Genomic DNA, 14418 nt, shown 5'->3' with positions numbered 1-14418 from the left:
TCTTGGTGCGGCCGTGGCTGAAGCTCTGGCGAACCATGCTCTGTTCGTTACCGGCGGGCTTCTTCAGGCTGAGGGTCTTCCCCGTCAGGCTGAGGGTCTTGTCGCCGGAGGTCTTCTCATCGGTCATTCGGTTCTGGTCCTGCACCAGGCAGCTGCGTCCTGGAAATTCGGTGTTTCGGCTCGTTGACGGCAGCCGAAGGTTGCCCTCCGGTCACGTCACCAGTGCGGTAAACCTCGAGGGCCGTGCAGCGCGCGAGTGCATTTTCGCTCGGCCCGCCTGCGAGCAGCGCAGCATGTATCACATTCATGCGCCCCAATGCCAAATCCAATTGCAGCGAGGTGAACGTCGTCACCCGCGGCAAGGTGTCGGGCTCGTCGCCGAAGATGCGACGCAGGACCTGGCCGAGCTTGCGAACGCCATCGTCGCTGGCATCCGAGGCGTGAATAAGGCCTGCGGCGGTGTCGCCGGCCAGCGCCGCCTCCACCTTGGAGAAACCGGCGACCACGGCGCCGGCCTTGTTGGCGAGCGACAGCGAGGCGAGCGCCTGAGCCTCGAGGAGCTGATCCACCAGGGCCGGCAGATCGGCCGGTCCCGCCACCTGGGTCTTGAAGGCGCGGGCGAAGAGCTTGCGTCTGACCGCCTCGCCGACGGCGGCGCGGGTGGCCGTCACCCAGGCACCGCGTCCCGGCAGGCGGGCCTTGAGGTCGGGGACGACCATGTCGTCGGGGCCGAGGACGAAGCGGATGAGGCCGTCCGGCGGGCCGGCGCGGCGGTTGACGATGCACGTGCGCTCACTGCCGGCGCGCCCCGTGAGGGGCCCGCCGTCCAGCGTCGGCTCAGGCGCGTCGTTCTCCACCGCGATGACCACTCCCACCCATCTCCCCGGCTCAGGCTTCGGCTTCGACTTCGGCCGTCTCGACCTCGACCTCGGCAACCTCGGGCGCCTCGATCCAGCCGGCCTTGACGCGGGCCTGCATGATCATGGCCTCGGCATCGTCCTTGGTGAGCTCGAAGCCGTCGAGGAAGCCGGCATTCTTCACCGACTGTCCGTCCTTGCGTTCGGTCCAGCCGACGATGTCGTCGGGCACGCAGCCGGCGAAGTCCTCGAGCGACTTCACGTCGTTCTCGCCGAGCTTGACCATCATGGCGGTGGTCAGGCCGTCGACCTGGCGCAGGTCGTCGGCGACGCCGAGTTCCTTGCGCTTGGTGTCGTGCTCGGCCTCGATGCGGGCGATGGTGTCGAGAGCGCGGCGCTGCAGTTCCTGCGCGGTATCCTCGTCGAAGCCCTCGATGGAGGCGAGGTCGGAGATTTCGACATAGGCGACCTCCTCGACGGAGCGGAAGCCCTCGGAGGTGAGGAGCTGGCCGACCACCTCGTCGACGTCCAGGGCGCCCATGAACAGCTTGGTGCGGACCTCGAACTCGGCCTGGCGGCGCTCGCTCTCCTCGGCCTCGGTGAGGATGTCGATGTCCCAGCCGGTGAGCTGCGAGGCGAGACGGACGTTCTGGCCGCGGCGGCCGATGGCCAGCGAGAGCTGCGGATCGGGCACCACGACCTCGATGCGCTCGCGGTCCTCGTCGAGCACGACCTTGGCCACCTCTGCCGGGGCGAGGGCGTTGACCACGAAGGTGGCGATATCAGGGTTCCATGGGATGATGTCGACCTTCTCGCCCTGCAGTTCGGCCACCACCGCCTGGACACGCGAGCCACGCATGCCGACGCAGGCGCCGACGGGGTCGATGGAGGAATCGCGCGAGACGACGGCGATCTTGGCGCGCGAACCGGGATCGCGGGCCACCGCCTTGATCTCGACGATGCCGTCATAGATCTCCGGGACTTCCTGGCCGAAGAGCTTGGCCATGAACTGGGGATGGGTGCGGGACAGGAAGATCTGCGGTCCGCGCTGCTCGCGGCGGACGTCGAAGAGATAGGCGCGGACGCGGTCACCGTTGCGGAACATCTCGCGCGGGATCAGTTCGTCGCGGCGGATGATCGCCTCACCGCGGCCGAGATCGACGACGACATTGCCGTATTCGACGCGCTTGACCAGGCCGGAGACGATCTCGCCGACGCGATCCTTGTACTCGTCGAACTGGCGGTCCCGCTCGGCCTCGCGGACCTTCTGGACGATGACCTGCTTGGCCGACTGCGCGGCGATGCGGCCGAAGTCGAAGGGCGGCAGCGTCTCGGCGATCCAGTCGCCGGGCTGGGCGGCGGGATTCTTGCGGCGGGCTTCCTCGGTGGCGATCTGGGTCGCGACGTTGTCGATCTCGTCGACCACCTGCAGCAGGCGGGACAGGCGGATCTCACCCGACTTCGCATTGATCTCGGCGCGCACCTCGGTCTCCTGACCGTAGCGCGAGCGGGCCGCCTTCTGGATCGCGTCCTCCATGGCTTCGAGGACGATCTGGCGATCGATCTGCTTCTCGCGTGCCACCGCATCTGCGATCTGCAGCAATTCCAGTCGGTTTGCCGAGACGGCCATTGTTCATTCCCCTCTAGCGGGATGGTTTGGGTTTGGCATAACGGCCCGGGCCCTTGGGCTTGGGACCGCGCGAATAGGGCGTACCGGGCGAAGGCTTCTTCTTCGGCGCCGGGTCGGCGCGGACCGGGCGCGGCGTGCCGGGACGGACGATGACGAGGTCGGTGTCGTCGGCCGCCGCTTCCGTGGCGTCTTCGGCCGTCTCGCCGTCCTCGTCGAACTCCGCGTCCTCGTCGTCATCGTCGGGGGCGCGGCCGGCGGCCTTGGCCCGGCGCAGGGCCTCGCGGATGAGGTCGTCAGTGAGGACGAGGCGCGCCTCGCCGATCTCCTCGATGGGGAGGAGAATCTCGGCGGGCTCGTCGCCCTTGATGTCGGTGCGCCTGATGCGGGCACCGGTGCCCTCGGCGCCGAGCACGAAGCCGCGGAAGCGCTTGCGGCCGGCCTGCGCCACCGCCATCTCGATCTTCGCCTCGTAGCCGGCCCAGCGCGCGAAGTCGCCGACGCGGACGAGCGGCCGGTCGATGCCCGGCGAGGAGATCTCGAGATTATAGGCGGCGACGATCGGATCCTCGACGTCGAGGACCGGCGAAAGAGCCCGGCTGGTCGCCTCGCAATCAGCGATGGTGAACGTGCCGTCGGGCCGCTCGGCCATGATCTGCAGCGTCGAGCCGCCGGCCTGCGAGCCGGAGATGCGCACGCGCACCAGCCGGTAACCGAGGCCCTCCAGCACCGGCCCGGCGATGGCGGCGACGCGGGCGGCGACGCCGGTCTCGACAATCAGACGCGGATCGGCTTCGGCCGCGACGGGTCCCGGCACGGGCAGATCATCGGTGATGCGCGGCTCTTCCGCAGACAATCGAAACTCCGAAAAGTGGTCCCGACGGCGGCGGAAACAAAAAGAGCGGGTCCCCGCAGGAACCCACTCTCACGATAGCCATCGATGAGGGTGTATGAATGACCGAAGTCGGCAGAACTCATACGCCCGGCGCGACCGAAGCGCAAGAGGGCCGCGGGCGTCGCCGCCCGACGGCCCCACCCATCCTACTGGTCGTCCTCGTCGTCGGCGGCGTCGCCGATGAGGTCGCTGACGTCGCCGTCGTCCTCATCCTCGTCCTCGGCGAGAAAGGTGTCGTCGTCATCGGCGGCATCCTCGACGTCGACGTCCACGTCGTCGTCGACGGTGGCCGCCTTGGCCGTGGACGCCTCTTCCTCATCCGCCTCTTCGAGGCTGACCAGTTCGGCGTCCGGAACCTCGAGCTCGGCATCTTCCTCGTTGACCTGAGGCACCACTTTGGCTGCGGCTGCCGCCGCGCCGCGGCGCGTGGGCTCGAAAATGACACGCTGCAGCACCTCGCCCGTGTAGGGCGAGACGATGGGATCGCGGTTCATATCGTAGAACTTCTTGCCGGTCGTGGGGCAGATGCGCTTCACGCCGAGTTCGGGTCTCGCCACAGCGGACTCCCTGAATAGATCGCACTTCGTTTGAAGGGGGGTCAGTTGGACGCAGAGACCCGGCTTGTCAAGTGGCTTGCGGCGCGGGATAGAGCGCGGGATCGGTTTTTCGAACGGACGGGACCTTCGAACCTTGAGCGCCTCGCAGACCAAGACCCCGCTGACCGCCCGCCGTGGCGCTGCTCTGACAGGCAGCCTGACCGTGCCTGGCGACAAGTCCATTTCCCACCGCGCCCTGATGTTCGGGCTGCTGACGGTCGGCCAGACGCGGATATCCGGCCTGCTCGAAGGCGAGGACGTCATCAACACCGCCAAGGTGTGCCGCCAGCTCGGCGCGACGGTGGAGCGCACCGGGCCGGGCGCCTGGCGGGTCGACGGCGTCGGCGTCGGCGGGCTGAAGCAGCCGACAGAGCCGCTCGACTTCGGCAATTCGGGCACCGGGTGCCGGCTGATGATGGGCGTCGTCGGCTGCCATCCGATCCGCGCGACGTTCGACGGCGACGCCTCGCTGCGCAAGCGGCCAATGCGGCGCGCCCTCGACCCGCTCGAACTGTTCGGCGTGACGGTGGTCGCCCAGGGCGAGAGCGGACGCCTGCCGCTGACCATCGAGGGCCCGAAGGACGCCGTGCCGGTGACCTATGAATCACCGGTGGCCTCGGCGCAGGTGAAATCCGCCGTGCTCCTCGCCGGCCTCAACGCGCCGGGCATCACGACGGTGATCGAGAAGGAGGCGACGCGCGACCATACCGAGCGGATGCTGAGCCATTTCGGCGCCACCGTGACCGTGACGCCGCATGGCGAGCACGGACGGCGGATCGACCTCGTCGGCCGGCCCGAGCTGAAGCCGGCGCCGGTCGTGGTGCCGGCCGATCCATCCTCGGCGGCCTTTCCCATCGTCGCCGCGGCGATCGTTCCCGGCTCTGACGTGACCGTCACCGGCGTCATGATGAACCCGCTGCGCACCGGCCTGCTGACGACGCTGATCGAGATGGGCGCCGAGATCGAGGTGCTGAACCCGCGCGTCGAATCGGGCGAGGACATCGCCGACCTGCGCGTCCATGGGTCGCGCCTGACCGGCGTCGACGTCCCGGCGCACCGGGCGCCGGCGATGATCGACGAATATCCCATCCTCGCGGTGGCGGCGGCCTTCGCCAGCGGTCCGACGCGCATGCGCGGCCTGCACGAGTTGCGGGTGAAGGAATCCGATCGGCTCGCGGCGGTGGCGGCAGGCCTCGCCGCGGCGGGGGTCGACCATGTCATCGAGGGCGACGACCTCATCGTCGCCGGCAACGGCAAGGCCCCGGGGGGCGGCACGGTCGAGACCCACATGGATCACCGCATCGCCATGAGCTTCCTTGTCATGGGGCTCGCCACGGCCCAGCCGATGACGGTGGACGATACCGGCTTCATCGCCACCAGCTTCCCCGATTTCGTCGGCCTGATGCGCGGCCTCGGGGCGGATTTCTCGTGATCATCGCCATCGACGGACCGGCGGCCTCGGGCAAGGGCACACTCGCCCGGCGCATCGCCGCCCATTACGGCCTGCCGCATCTCGATACCGGCCTGCTCTATCGCGGCGTCGGCCAGATCATGCGCGACAGGGGCTTCCCGCTCGACAATGTCGAGATCGCCCAGGTCATCGCCGAGCATCTCGACCTCGCCGATCTCGACGCGGAGAGGCTCAGGACCCGCGAGGCGGGCGAGGCTGCCTCGGTCGTCGCCGCCCACGGGCCGGTGCGGCGGGCGCTCCTCGCCCTGCAGCACAGTTTCGCGACCCAGGCTGGCGGCGCCGTGCTCGACGGTCGCGACATCGGCACCGTGATCGCGCCGCAGGCCGAGGCCAAGCTCTTCGTCACGGCGAGCCCGGAGGAGCGCGCACGCCGGCGCTTCCGCGAGTTGGTGGGGCGCGGTGAATGCGCCGACACGGCGGAAGCGCTCGCCGCCGTCCTCGCCGACATCGCCCGTCGCGACGCACGCGATTCCGGCCGGGCCGACGCACCGCTCGCGGTCGCGGCCGACGCGGTGACGCTGGACACGACGCATCTCGACATCGAGGCGGCCTATGCGGCGGCGCTGGCCGCCGTCGAGGCCCGCCGGCGATGACGCCGTTCGGCGCCCGGGTCCGCGCCCTGCGCGAGGCGCGCGGCGCCACCCTCACCGCCATGGCGGAAGCGGTGGGCGTCTCGCCCGCCTATCTCTCGGCGCTGGAGCACGGCAAGCGCGGGCGTCCGAGCTGGTACCTGATCCAGCGCATCATCGCCTATTTCGGCATCATCTGGGACGAGGCGGAGGAACTGGCGAAGCTCGCCGAGATCTCCCATCCGCGCATCGTCATCGACACGTCGGGCCTCTCGCCGCAGGCGACCGAACTCGCCAACCTCTTGGCGCGGCGGGTGTCGCTGCTGTCGGACGAGGAGATCGGCGAGTTGCTCTTCGTGCTGAAGTCGAAGCTGCCGGGGCGCTAGTCCGCCCTCTCGCTCCGCCGCTCGGCGGCGCGCGTCGCCGGCTGGGGGGAGAGCACGGGCCGGAACAGCTCGACGGTGCGCTCGCGCCGCAGCGGGGCGGGCTTGTAGACCTGCTTCGTCGCTTCCACCAGATGGACGCCGGCGAAGGGCAGGTTCAAGGCCGAACCGGTGCGCTCCCAGGCGATGGCCGAGCCGAGGATGAGCGACCGCCGCACCGGCGGCACCCACAGGGCCTGGCTCCAGGCCACCGGCGTGAAGGACGACTGGCGCATCAGCTCGGTGAGCTGGCGAGCGGAATAGGGGCGCCCTTGCCCGAAGGGCGTAGTGTCGCGCTGGGCCCAGAGGCCGCGGCGGTTGGGCACCACCGCCAGCACCTTGCCGCCGGCAGCCAGCACCCGCCAGGCCTCGCGCAGCAGGGCCTGGACATCGTTCGAGACTTCCAGCGCATGGACGATGAGCAGCCGGTCGACGGCAGCATCGGCCAGCGGCAGCATGTCGTCCTCGACCAGGGCGGCACGCCCCGGCCGGGCCGTCGGCCAGGAGATGACGCCCTGGCGCGCCGGCATGAAGGCGAGGGAGCGGTCGGCCTCCTCGCGGAAGATGCCGAGATAGGGCGTGCAATAGCCGAGCCCCACCGTCAGCATTCCGCGCGCCGAGGGCCAGTGGGTGCGCACCGCGCGCGTCACCATGCGCCGCGCGACCATGCCGAGAGGCGAGGAATAAAAGGCGCGCAGGTCGATGACGTCAGACAAGGCGGGCTTTCCGCAAGGGCCAGGCGGCATGCCGGCCGGCCGGAGAATGGAATGGCCATCGGCCACAGGCAATGGCATAGAGCGGCCAGGGTGAACGGTTTCGACCGATCCCCCCTCGCTCCGGAGATGCCCATGGCCGCCGACGTTCATTTGTTCACCTGCCTCAGCGACAATTTCGGCGCGCTGATCCATGATCCGGCGACCGGCGCGACGGCCGCCATCGACGTGCCGGAGGCCGAACCGGTCCTCGCCGCGGCGAAGGCGAAGGGCTGGACGATCAGCCATATCCTCGTCACCCACCACCACCCGGACCATGTGCAGGGCATCGAGGCGGTGAAGGCGGCGACGGGGGCCCATGTCATCGCCAATGCCGCCGACGCCCACCGCATCCCGCTGGTCGACGAGACCGTCGCACCGGGCGGCAAGGCCCGTTTCGGCTCGCTCGAAGCCGACGTCATCGACACGCCCGGCCATACGGTCGGGCACATCGCCTATCATTTCGCGGCGGAGAAGATCCTGTTCTCCGGCGACACGCTGTTCTCGCTTGGGTGCGGCCGTCTGTTCGAGGGCACGCCGCAGCAGATGTGGGAGGCGCTGAAGGTGCTGCGCGCCCTGCCCGACGACACCGCCGTCTATTGCGGCCACGAGTATACCGGCTCGAACGCGACATTTGCCGTGACGGTCGACCCCGACAACCAGGCGCTGAAAATCCGCGCCGCGGAGGTCGCGAGCCTGCGCGCCGCCGGCCGGCCGACGCTGCCGACCACGCTCGGACAGGAGAAGGCCACCAACCCTTTCCTGCGCGCCGACGACGCCGCCATCGCCGCCGTGCTCGGCATGAAGGGCGCACTGCCGGCGGAAGTCTTCGCCGAGTTGCGCGAGCGCAAGAACAAGGCGTAAGCGCCCGCAACGACCGCCGGCGCGGCCCTAGCCGACCAGGCCGCGCATCGGCGCCAGCGCCAGCGTGCCGGGGAAGATCGTCTCGGCCAGGGGCCTGGCGTCGAGGCCGAGATGGTCGACGAGGACGCCCTTGAGCACGGCACGCAGATCCGTGGTGGCGGCGAGGTCGCGGCCCTCGAACAGGCGGTTGGCGCCAAGACCCGGCCAGTCCGCGATGACGCGGCCGCCGTTCACGGCGCCGCCGGCGAGGAAGGCGACGGTGGCGGTGCCATGGTCGGTGCCGATGGTGCCGTTGACCCGGGCGGTGCGGCCGAACTCGGTCATCACCACCACGACCGTGTCGCGCCAGACCGGCTTCAGCTCCTCCTCGAAGATGGCGAAGACGCGGTCGAGCCCGCCGAGCCGGGTGGCGAGCTGCCCGGTCGCCCCGCCCGCATTGACATGGGTGTCCCAGCCTTCGAGAGCGAGCGCCGCGACGCGCGGCCCGTCGGGCGCGGCCATGAGCTTCGCCGCGCCGGTGGCGATCAGCGCCATGCCTTCCGGGTCGGCCGGGCTCGATCGCGGGCGCAGGGCGCCAAGTCCCGAGGCGGTCGCCATACGGCTGGTGTCGAGGCCCTGGCGCAGGGCGGCTGCGAGCCGCGGCTCGCGCTCGTCATAGAGCTGCAGGACGCGGCGGGCGACGTCGTCATCGGCCTGCTGCAGGCCCTGCGGCGCCCATCCGAGGACCGGCGCCGGACCGCGCACCACCAGCGGCGCGATGGCGCCGATGCCGAGCGCGCCCCTGGCAGCGATCCGCTCGCCGGGTGGCAGCAGCGCGATGGCGCGGTTGAGCCAGCCGGACTGGGTGAGGCCGGGGCGCGGCTGGCCGCTCTCCAGCACGTCCTGCCCGTCGAAATGCGAGCGCTCGCGATAGCCGGTGGCGGTGGCATGGACGATGGCCGCCTGCTTCGTCCGGTAGAGACGGGCGAGGTTCGGCATGGCGGGATGGAGGCCGAAGAAGCCGTCGAGCGGCAGGGCCGCGCCGTCGCCGGAGGTCGGCAGGGCAAGGCCCGGGCGCAGCGGGACATAGGCGGGATCGCCGACCGGCGGCACGGCGGCCAGGCCGTCGAGCGCGCCGCGCAGCACCACCACGACGAGGCGCGGATCGCGACCGCTTGCGGCGAAGGCGTAGCGCGGCGCGAAGCTCCAGGCGAAGAGCGCACCGGCGGCGCCGAGGATGGCGCGGCGGCTGGGATGGATCTCGTCCTCGCAGAGCATGGGCTCCTCCTCACTGCCGCTCAGCGGCGCTGGACCTCGGGACTCATCAGCAGGATGGCGAGGCCCTGGGCGCGGCTCTCCGCGCGGGCCACGGCCTGGCGGGTCGCCGGCGAACAGGCGGAGCCGAGCGTCGCATCGAGGATCGCCAGCGGATTGGCGGCGCCGGGCGTCTGTCGGGCGAAGGTCATGGCCGTCTCGAGCCGCACCTTCAGGCCGTCGGGCGTCGCCCACTGCGCGTCGGTATCGGGAAAGCCGTTCGGCCCCGGGGGGTTCCAGATCGGCTGCCCCAGGAGCTGGGTGACGAAGAGCGCCTGTCCGGGATCGACGGGCCGTCCGGTCATGCGCAGCGCCGCCACGGCGAATTCAAGCGACGGGCGCAGCTTGCGCGGCTCCGGATGGGAGGGGCTGGCGGCGATGAGGGCGCGATAGACGGTGGGCAGGTCGCCGTCGCTGCGGGCAAAGGCGCGCGCCAGCGCCGCCACCAGCTCTGCCGGCGGATCGTCAGCGATGAAGTGGCGGGCGAGCTTCGTGGCGATGTGGCGGGCGGTGGCCGGATGGCGGGCGAGGTCGTCGAGGATCGCCTCGCCCTGGGCGCGACCGGCATCGGGATAGGTGCGCCCCAGCACCGTCTTCGGACCGGGCTCGTGACGGTTGGCGTTGAAGAAGAAGGCACCCAGCTCGGCGTCTTCGTCAAAGCGACCCGGCACCGTCCAGCCGGTGATGGCGCGGGCGAGGCTCGTCACGTCGGCCTGGCTGTAGCCGCCGTCGACGCCGAGCGTGTGCAGCTCAAGGAGTTCGCGGGCGAGGTTCTCGTTGAGGCCCCGCCCCCGCCTCTGGCCGGCGCGGGACGCCGGGCCGACAGACTGGCGGTTGTCGAGATAGATCAGCATGGCCGGATGCTGCTCTACCGCCTTCAGCATGGCGCGGAAGGAGCCATGGACATGCGGGCGGATCGCCTCGCGCTCGAAGGCGCCGGCGGTGAGGCGAAGCTGCTCGCCCTTTGCGACGGCGACGGCGAAATGGTTGGACCAGAACCAGACCAGCCGCTCGGTGAAGCCGATCTCGGCCTCCATCGCCGCGCGCAGGCGAAAGGCGACCTCGTCGCGGAAGATGCGCGAGGCCGGGGGCTGGTAGCCGGGCGGGGGACGCTGGCCGGCCCGTCGGGCGGCCTCCATGGCGTCGGCGGCGGCCTTCTCGGCGGTCTCGCGCTCCTGTCGCGCGGCAAGGCGCCGCTCCTCCGGCTGGAATTCACCGTTGAGGGCAAGGGCGGCGGCGCTGGTGGGCAAGGCGCCGGCGCCCGGCGGAAGCTGACCGCCGCGCGCCATCTCGCGCTCCAGCGCGGAGGCGACATCGCGCCGGGCAGCCGGATCGTCCCCAAGACGGGGGCCGAGGCCGAAGCGTCCGGCGAGAACGGCGTCGAGACGATCGCGGGCAGCCATCGGTTTCACCCATGCGGCGTTGCAGGGCGCTGTCGAGCGCCGCGCCTCAGTAGATGGCAAATCCGGCAAAAAAGGGTCAATGCCGCGACGTGCGGCATGCGCGCCATGTCAAGACTTCGTCAACGACGGGAGCGTGTCAGAAGTCGACGGCGATGCCGCCGACCTCCCAGTCGTCGTAGCGCACGGGATCGACGCCACCGCGGCCATGGATTTCGGGATGGGCGGCGAGCTCGGCCGCCCTTGCATCGAGTGCCGCACGGCGTTCGGCCGCTTCGGCCAGGGCGCGCTTCGCCGCTTCCGACAGCACCTTGACCGGGGTCTCGATGCGAGCGGTGGGCTGCTCGATGGCAACGGCGGTGGTGAAGACGGGGTTATCGCTCATCGGGCCTGAAGATGGCGTCGGCAGGGCCCAAGTCAAGGCTCGCCGGATCCTGCCCTGGCGGCGTTGACCCGACGCCGGTCGTGGCTATAGTCCGCCGCGCGTTGCCCCTATGGCGGAATTGGTAGACGCGCTCGACTCAAAATCGAGTTCCGCAAGGAGTGCTGGTTCGATCCCGGCTAGGGGCACCACCTGTCTGTTCAAGGCTGTTCATCGGTAGGCCGCCGCTGCCAGGTCTTTTGCGGCATTCTCCTGTTGCCGGAGACCACCGACAGGCTTGATGGGCCTCAGGCCATCAGGGACCGCTTTGTGCAGGGCATCGGGGAGGGCAGCGCAAGGACGTTTCGGTTGCAATGGCGTCAGGCGGATTTTGTCGTGGCCTGCAGCCGAAGGCCATGCATCGGACAGGCCGCTCGCAGAGCTGCGATTTCACGCGCCGGAATGCCGAACGCCAGAAGCCGCGTACGGATCAGGCATGAGCCGATAGCGATCGATTTCTCTCCACGCATCTTCCATGTGCGACAGCGGTGCCGGAATCGTGGCGAGAGCACTCATATCCGGCCCGAACCAATACATGTGCCTGGCGTTGCTGCTCAGGATACCATCGATGGCAGCGACAACCGCCCTGCCCTTTTTCTTCAGCCTCACCTGCACGCCCTTGTCCCCCGAGACGAAACTCGCATAGCCGCCCGACACAATCCGGCTCCGCAGATCGTAGGGTGGCGAACACAAGTATCTGTTGTTGTCGCGCAGATTGTTGGCCAGCGCATACAGCCACATGGCGTCATCGGGCCGCAGATCCGCATGGTTGCGCAGGCCTGTTGCGACAAGCTGGTGAAAGGTGACCCCGGCACGCCACACTTCGTGGAGCGCTTCACGATAGGCCGCCTCATAGGCTTCAGGAGTTGGACGGATTGCCGGATCTTTCGGGGCAGGCTGTATGACGGCTGCTCCTGTCTCGTCCGGCACGGCGAGCAGCGGCAGCGCGGCGGCCGATGCCCCCGCCCCTTGCAGCACGGCGCGGCGTGAAAGCCGACGCCTGGCAGGTTCACCCATGGTCATCACGCTGCCCCCCTTTCATGGATGAACATGGGATTGGGCGTCGCCCTCCCGCGAAACAACGTGTCGTAGAGGCCGTCGCAGCGTGTGAGGAACTGGGTGTCGGAGCCAGCGCATTTAACGGCGAGATCGCTCTGCGGAAGCCGGTAGAGCGCATCGGCGGTGACGTCGCCGAACAGTGCCGCCATGTCAGACGACTGCGCCAGGTTGGAATGGCCAAACGTCATCATCACGCCAGCGTTCTCGATCAGCGCCGTGGCGTTCGGATAGGTTGCCGTGAGCTGCCGGAGGGATTGCATGAAGAGCATGGCACGCACGCCATAGCCCCGCGAAAGCGTCATGATGGTGGAGATTTGCGGCATGCGTCCGAGCTGCGCCACCTCATCGAGCACCAGCAGCGTCGGCAGACGCGGCCGGTGCTTCCGTTCCAGCAGCGTGCCGATCAGGCTCGAGAGCCAGACCCGCACCAGACCGGCATGGGATTCCAGCAAGGCGGGCGGTACGACCAGATAGACGGTGACCTTCCCACCGTCCTGAAGTTGCTTCAGGCTGAATGTCGTGTTGTGAACCGCCGCCTGAACCGGAGCGCTCGCAAAGACCCGGACAAGCGATTGGGCAGTCGCCAGGATGCCCGAGCGCGTGGTCTCCGTCGTCTGGAGGAATGCGGCGAGGATGCTCCGTGCGAAGGGATGCACGGCCTTCTCATGGAGATCCAGGGAGGAGGCAATGCTGTAGATCACGTCGTCGGCGTGCAGCATCTCCCAAACGCGCCGGAAGCTGCCGTCATATTCCGCCGAGGGCCGCGTGGCGCAGAACGCGATCAGGCCGGCGATCAGCGTTTGTCCCCGCTCCATCCAGAACGGGTCCAGGCGCATATCCGACGAGGGAACGAGCATCGATGCCGCCTCGTAGGCGAGATCGGGAATGTTCGCGTCCTTGCGAGCCAAACGGTCGAGGGGGTTGAGATGATCCGAAGGCGCGTCCGTAACCCCCCAGGGATCGAGCACGACGACCCGGTGACCGAGACTGTCGCGCCTGAAGGCCGCGGTGGTCGCGTGGAGTTCGCCCTTGATGTCGAGCACCACGGCAGAGCCGTTCCAGTGCAGCAACTGCGGGATGGCGACCGACCGCGATTTCCCGGCCCCTGTCGGAGCGACGACGAGTGCGTGCCCCTCACCCTTGTCGAGAACCGGGCCGCGCGCCCGGCGCAGGCCAGTGGTGCGTTCGTCAGGCCGCATGAATCCGATCCGGCTGGAAGACGCGATACCGCGCTCCCAGCCCAGCATGATACCGCTGGTCATCAGTGTATCCCTTGTCGACTGGAGGCGCGCGAGGTGGCGGTGCCCCGCCCTAGGATTGGCCCTCAGCAGCGCTTGCTGCTCTCTGAGGTGATCGAATCACACCAGCGACTCCGTCGTCAATACAGTCCTGCTGCCGCGTGAAGAGATTTGACGCGGGCATTACCCGGCGACCGACTCTGCGGCTTTCGCAGGGGTTGGGAGGGCACCAGTCGGCTGCGCGCAGCTTTTCACCCGCGAAATCGGCGCGTCCCGACCCGCCGATGCGCCCTGCCCGGTCAGCGGCCGCGGAGATAGGCGATGAATTCCGGCAGGGCCTGGCGAACCGTCAGGACGAGATGCGTGGCGGTGGTCAGCGCCCAGCCGCGTCTGGCATAGCGGCGGCTGCTGGTGGTCACGCGGGCCCCGACGGGCCGCACGGGCACGCCGGCGCGATGGGCCCGCCAGACCAAGAGATGATCCTCGCCGCGAACCACGATGGGGTAGCCGCCAAGGCGATGGAAGACGGCGGCGCCGAGGCACAGGGCCTGGTCACCGAAGGGCAGGCGCAGAAGATGCGAGCGCAGCCGGACGCCGGCGCCGTTGAGCGCCATGATGGCGGGGCCGTCGAAGCCGACATCGAAGAAGAGCAAGGCCTCGGGCGCCTGCGCCGCCGCCGCGCGCAGGGCGGCGATCGCCCCGGGCGTGAGCCGCGTATCGGCATGGACGAACCAGAGGTGAGCGCCGGTGGCGACGGCTGCGCCCGCATTGAGGCTGTCGGCCCGCGAGCCGCCGCGCGCCAGGATCACTTCCATGTCAGGGGGCAGAAGGGAGATCAGGGCTTCCGGGAGGAGTTCCTCGGCGGCGAGCGGCAGAATGACGCTGAAGTCCGGCCTCGACGCCGTTGCGGCAGGCCGGCGCTCAACGGTCGGCAGCACGGGCGCCGCCGCAGCG

15 protein-coding genes and 1 tRNA gene are annotated in these 14418 nt (G+C 69.4%); 5 read left to right on the top strand and 11 right to left on the bottom strand.

All coding sequences use genetic code 11. The annotated features are described in order from the left end of the window. Positions 1-116: 116 nt before the first annotated feature. The 4 genes from Q8O26_RS16295 to Q8O26_RS16280 form a co-directional block, all read right to left on the bottom strand. A complete protein-coding gene (locus Q8O26_RS16295; protein ID WP_305577440.1) occupies positions 117-869 on the bottom strand; it encodes an RNA-binding protein in 753 nt (250 codons plus the stop codon). Between the two features lie 19 nt (positions 870-888). Beyond that, positions 889-2487 (bottom strand): transcription termination factor NusA, encoded by a 1599-nt coding sequence (nusA, locus tag Q8O26_RS16290; RefSeq protein ID WP_305577438.1) that lies wholly within the window; start codon positions 2485-2487, stop codon positions 889-891. 13 nt (positions 2488-2500) lie between these two features. Continuing rightward, a complete protein-coding gene (rimP, locus tag Q8O26_RS16285; protein ID WP_371134586.1) occupies positions 2501-3340 on the bottom strand; it encodes a ribosome maturation factor RimP in 840 nt (279 codons plus the stop codon). A gap of 185 nt (positions 3341-3525) precedes the next feature. Further along, complete coding sequence (locus Q8O26_RS16280; protein ID WP_305577436.1) at positions 3526-3936, bottom strand: TIGR02300 family protein; 411 nt, start codon at positions 3934-3936, stop codon at positions 3526-3528. 133 nt (positions 3937-4069) lie between these two features. Here Q8O26_RS16280 and aroA point away from each other — a divergent pair, with 133 nt between their 5' ends. From aroA to Q8O26_RS16265, 3 genes are read left to right on the top strand one after another with little or no spacing between them, the layout of a single operon-like run. Continuing rightward, on the top strand, positions 4070-5407 hold the full coding sequence (aroA, locus tag Q8O26_RS16275) for a 3-phosphoshikimate 1-carboxyvinyltransferase (RefSeq protein ID WP_305577434.1): 1338 nt from the start codon (positions 4070-4072) through the stop codon (positions 5405-5407). Continuing rightward, positions 5404-6039 carry a (d)CMP kinase gene (gene cmk, locus Q8O26_RS16270; RefSeq protein ID WP_305577432.1) on the top strand — a complete coding sequence of 212 codons (636 nt, stop codon included), beginning with the start codon at positions 5404-5406 and terminating at the stop codon, positions 6037-6039. Before aroA ends, cmk begins: the two co-directional genes overlap by 4 nt. Continuing rightward, positions 6036-6401, top strand: a complete 366-nt coding sequence (locus Q8O26_RS16265) for a helix-turn-helix domain-containing protein (protein WP_305577430.1) — start codon at positions 6036-6038, stop codon at positions 6399-6401. The genes cmk and Q8O26_RS16265 overlap by 4 nt, the downstream gene beginning before the upstream one ends. Here the strand turns inward: Q8O26_RS16265 and Q8O26_RS16260 are convergent. Continuing rightward, positions 6398-7153 (bottom strand): class I SAM-dependent methyltransferase, encoded by a 756-nt coding sequence (locus tag Q8O26_RS16260; protein ID WP_371134585.1) that lies wholly within the window; start codon positions 7151-7153, stop codon positions 6398-6400. The two genes, Q8O26_RS16265 and Q8O26_RS16260, sit on opposite strands and share 4 nt — an antisense overlap. A 132-nt stretch (positions 7154-7285) precedes the next feature. Here Q8O26_RS16260 and gloB point away from each other — a divergent pair, with 132 nt between their 5' ends. Next, a complete protein-coding gene (gene gloB, locus Q8O26_RS16255) occupies positions 7286-8053 on the top strand; it encodes a hydroxyacylglutathione hydrolase (protein WP_305577427.1) in 768 nt (255 codons plus the stop codon). Between the two features lie 27 nt (positions 8054-8080). Here the strand turns inward: gloB and Q8O26_RS16250 are convergent, their stop codons facing one another. The 3 genes from Q8O26_RS16250 to Q8O26_RS16240 all read right to left on the bottom strand — a co-directional run bounded on the left by Q8O26_RS16250 (position 8081) and on the right by Q8O26_RS16240 (position 11131). Then, entirely contained in the window at positions 8081-9310 is a 1230-nt protein-coding gene (locus tag Q8O26_RS16250) for a DUF1501 domain-containing protein (protein ID WP_305577425.1), read from the bottom strand. A 20-nt stretch (positions 9311-9330) separates the two neighbouring features. Beyond that, positions 9331-10749 (bottom strand): DUF1800 family protein, encoded by a 1419-nt coding sequence (locus tag Q8O26_RS16245; RefSeq protein ID WP_305577423.1) that lies wholly within the window; start codon positions 10747-10749, stop codon positions 9331-9333. 136 nt (positions 10750-10885) lie between these two features. After that, positions 10886-11131 carry a DUF1674 domain-containing protein gene (locus Q8O26_RS16240; protein ID WP_305577421.1) on the bottom strand — a complete coding sequence of 82 codons (246 nt, stop codon included), beginning with the start codon at positions 11129-11131 and terminating at the stop codon, positions 10886-10888. 103 nt (positions 11132-11234) lie between these two features. Here Q8O26_RS16240 and Q8O26_RS16235 point away from each other — a divergent pair. Beyond that, positions 11235-11319, top strand: a tRNA-Leu gene (locus Q8O26_RS16235). Positions 11320-11557: 238 nt separating this feature from the next. Here Q8O26_RS16235 and Q8O26_RS16230 read toward each other — a convergent pair. From Q8O26_RS16230 to Q8O26_RS16220, 3 genes are all read right to left on the bottom strand, one after another. Then, positions 11558-12190 (bottom strand): hypothetical protein, encoded by a 633-nt coding sequence (locus Q8O26_RS16230; RefSeq protein ID WP_305577419.1) that lies wholly within the window; start codon positions 12188-12190, stop codon positions 11558-11560. After that, positions 12190-13488 carry a type IV secretory system conjugative DNA transfer family protein gene (locus Q8O26_RS16225; RefSeq protein ID WP_305577418.1) on the bottom strand — a complete coding sequence of 433 codons (1299 nt, stop codon included), beginning with the start codon at positions 13486-13488 and terminating at the stop codon, positions 12190-12192. Before Q8O26_RS16225 ends, Q8O26_RS16230 begins: the two co-directional genes overlap by 1 nt. A 275-nt stretch (positions 13489-13763) precedes the next feature. Continuing rightward, positions 13764-14402 carry a hypothetical protein gene (locus Q8O26_RS16220; RefSeq protein ID WP_305577416.1) on the bottom strand — a complete coding sequence of 213 codons (639 nt, stop codon included), beginning with the start codon at positions 14400-14402 and terminating at the stop codon, positions 13764-13766. Positions 14403-14418 lie beyond the last annotated feature (16 nt).

It is taken from the genome of Phreatobacter sp., from assembly GCF_030691135.1.
Classification (GTDB): domain Bacteria; phylum Pseudomonadota; class Alphaproteobacteria; order Rhizobiales; family Phreatobacteraceae; genus Phreatobacter.
The sequence above is the reverse complement of the archived record's forward strand: the minus strand, read 5'-3'. Positions and strand labels throughout refer to the sequence as shown.

Coding starts and splice junctions, on each gene's coding strand:
- nusA (WP_305577438.1), bottom strand. CDS start 2,487: ATGGCCGTCTCGGCAAACCGACTGGAATTGCTGCAGATCGCAGATGCG.
- Q8O26_RS16265 (WP_305577430.1), top strand. CDS start 6,036: ATGACGCCGTTCGGCGCCCGGGTCCGCGCCCTGCGCGAGGCGCGCGGC.
- gloB (WP_305577427.1), top strand. CDS start 7,286: ATGGCCGCCGACGTTCATTTGTTCACCTGCCTCAGCGACAATTTCGGC.
- Q8O26_RS16250 (WP_305577425.1), bottom strand. CDS start 9,310: ATGCTCTGCGAGGACGAGATCCATCCCAGCCGCCGCGCCATCCTCGGC.
- Q8O26_RS16245 (WP_305577423.1), bottom strand. CDS start 10,749: ATGGCTGCCCGCGATCGTCTCGACGCCGTTCTCGCCGGACGCTTCGGC.
- Q8O26_RS16240 (WP_305577421.1), bottom strand. CDS start 11,131: ATGAGCGATAACCCCGTCTTCACCACCGCCGTTGCCATCGAGCAGCCC.
- Q8O26_RS16230 (WP_305577419.1), bottom strand. CDS start 12,190: ATGACCATGGGTGAACCTGCCAGGCGTCGGCTTTCACGCCGCGCCGTG.
- Q8O26_RS16225 (WP_305577418.1), bottom strand. CDS start 13,488: ATGACCAGCGGTATCATGCTGGGCTGGGAGCGCGGTATCGCGTCTTCC.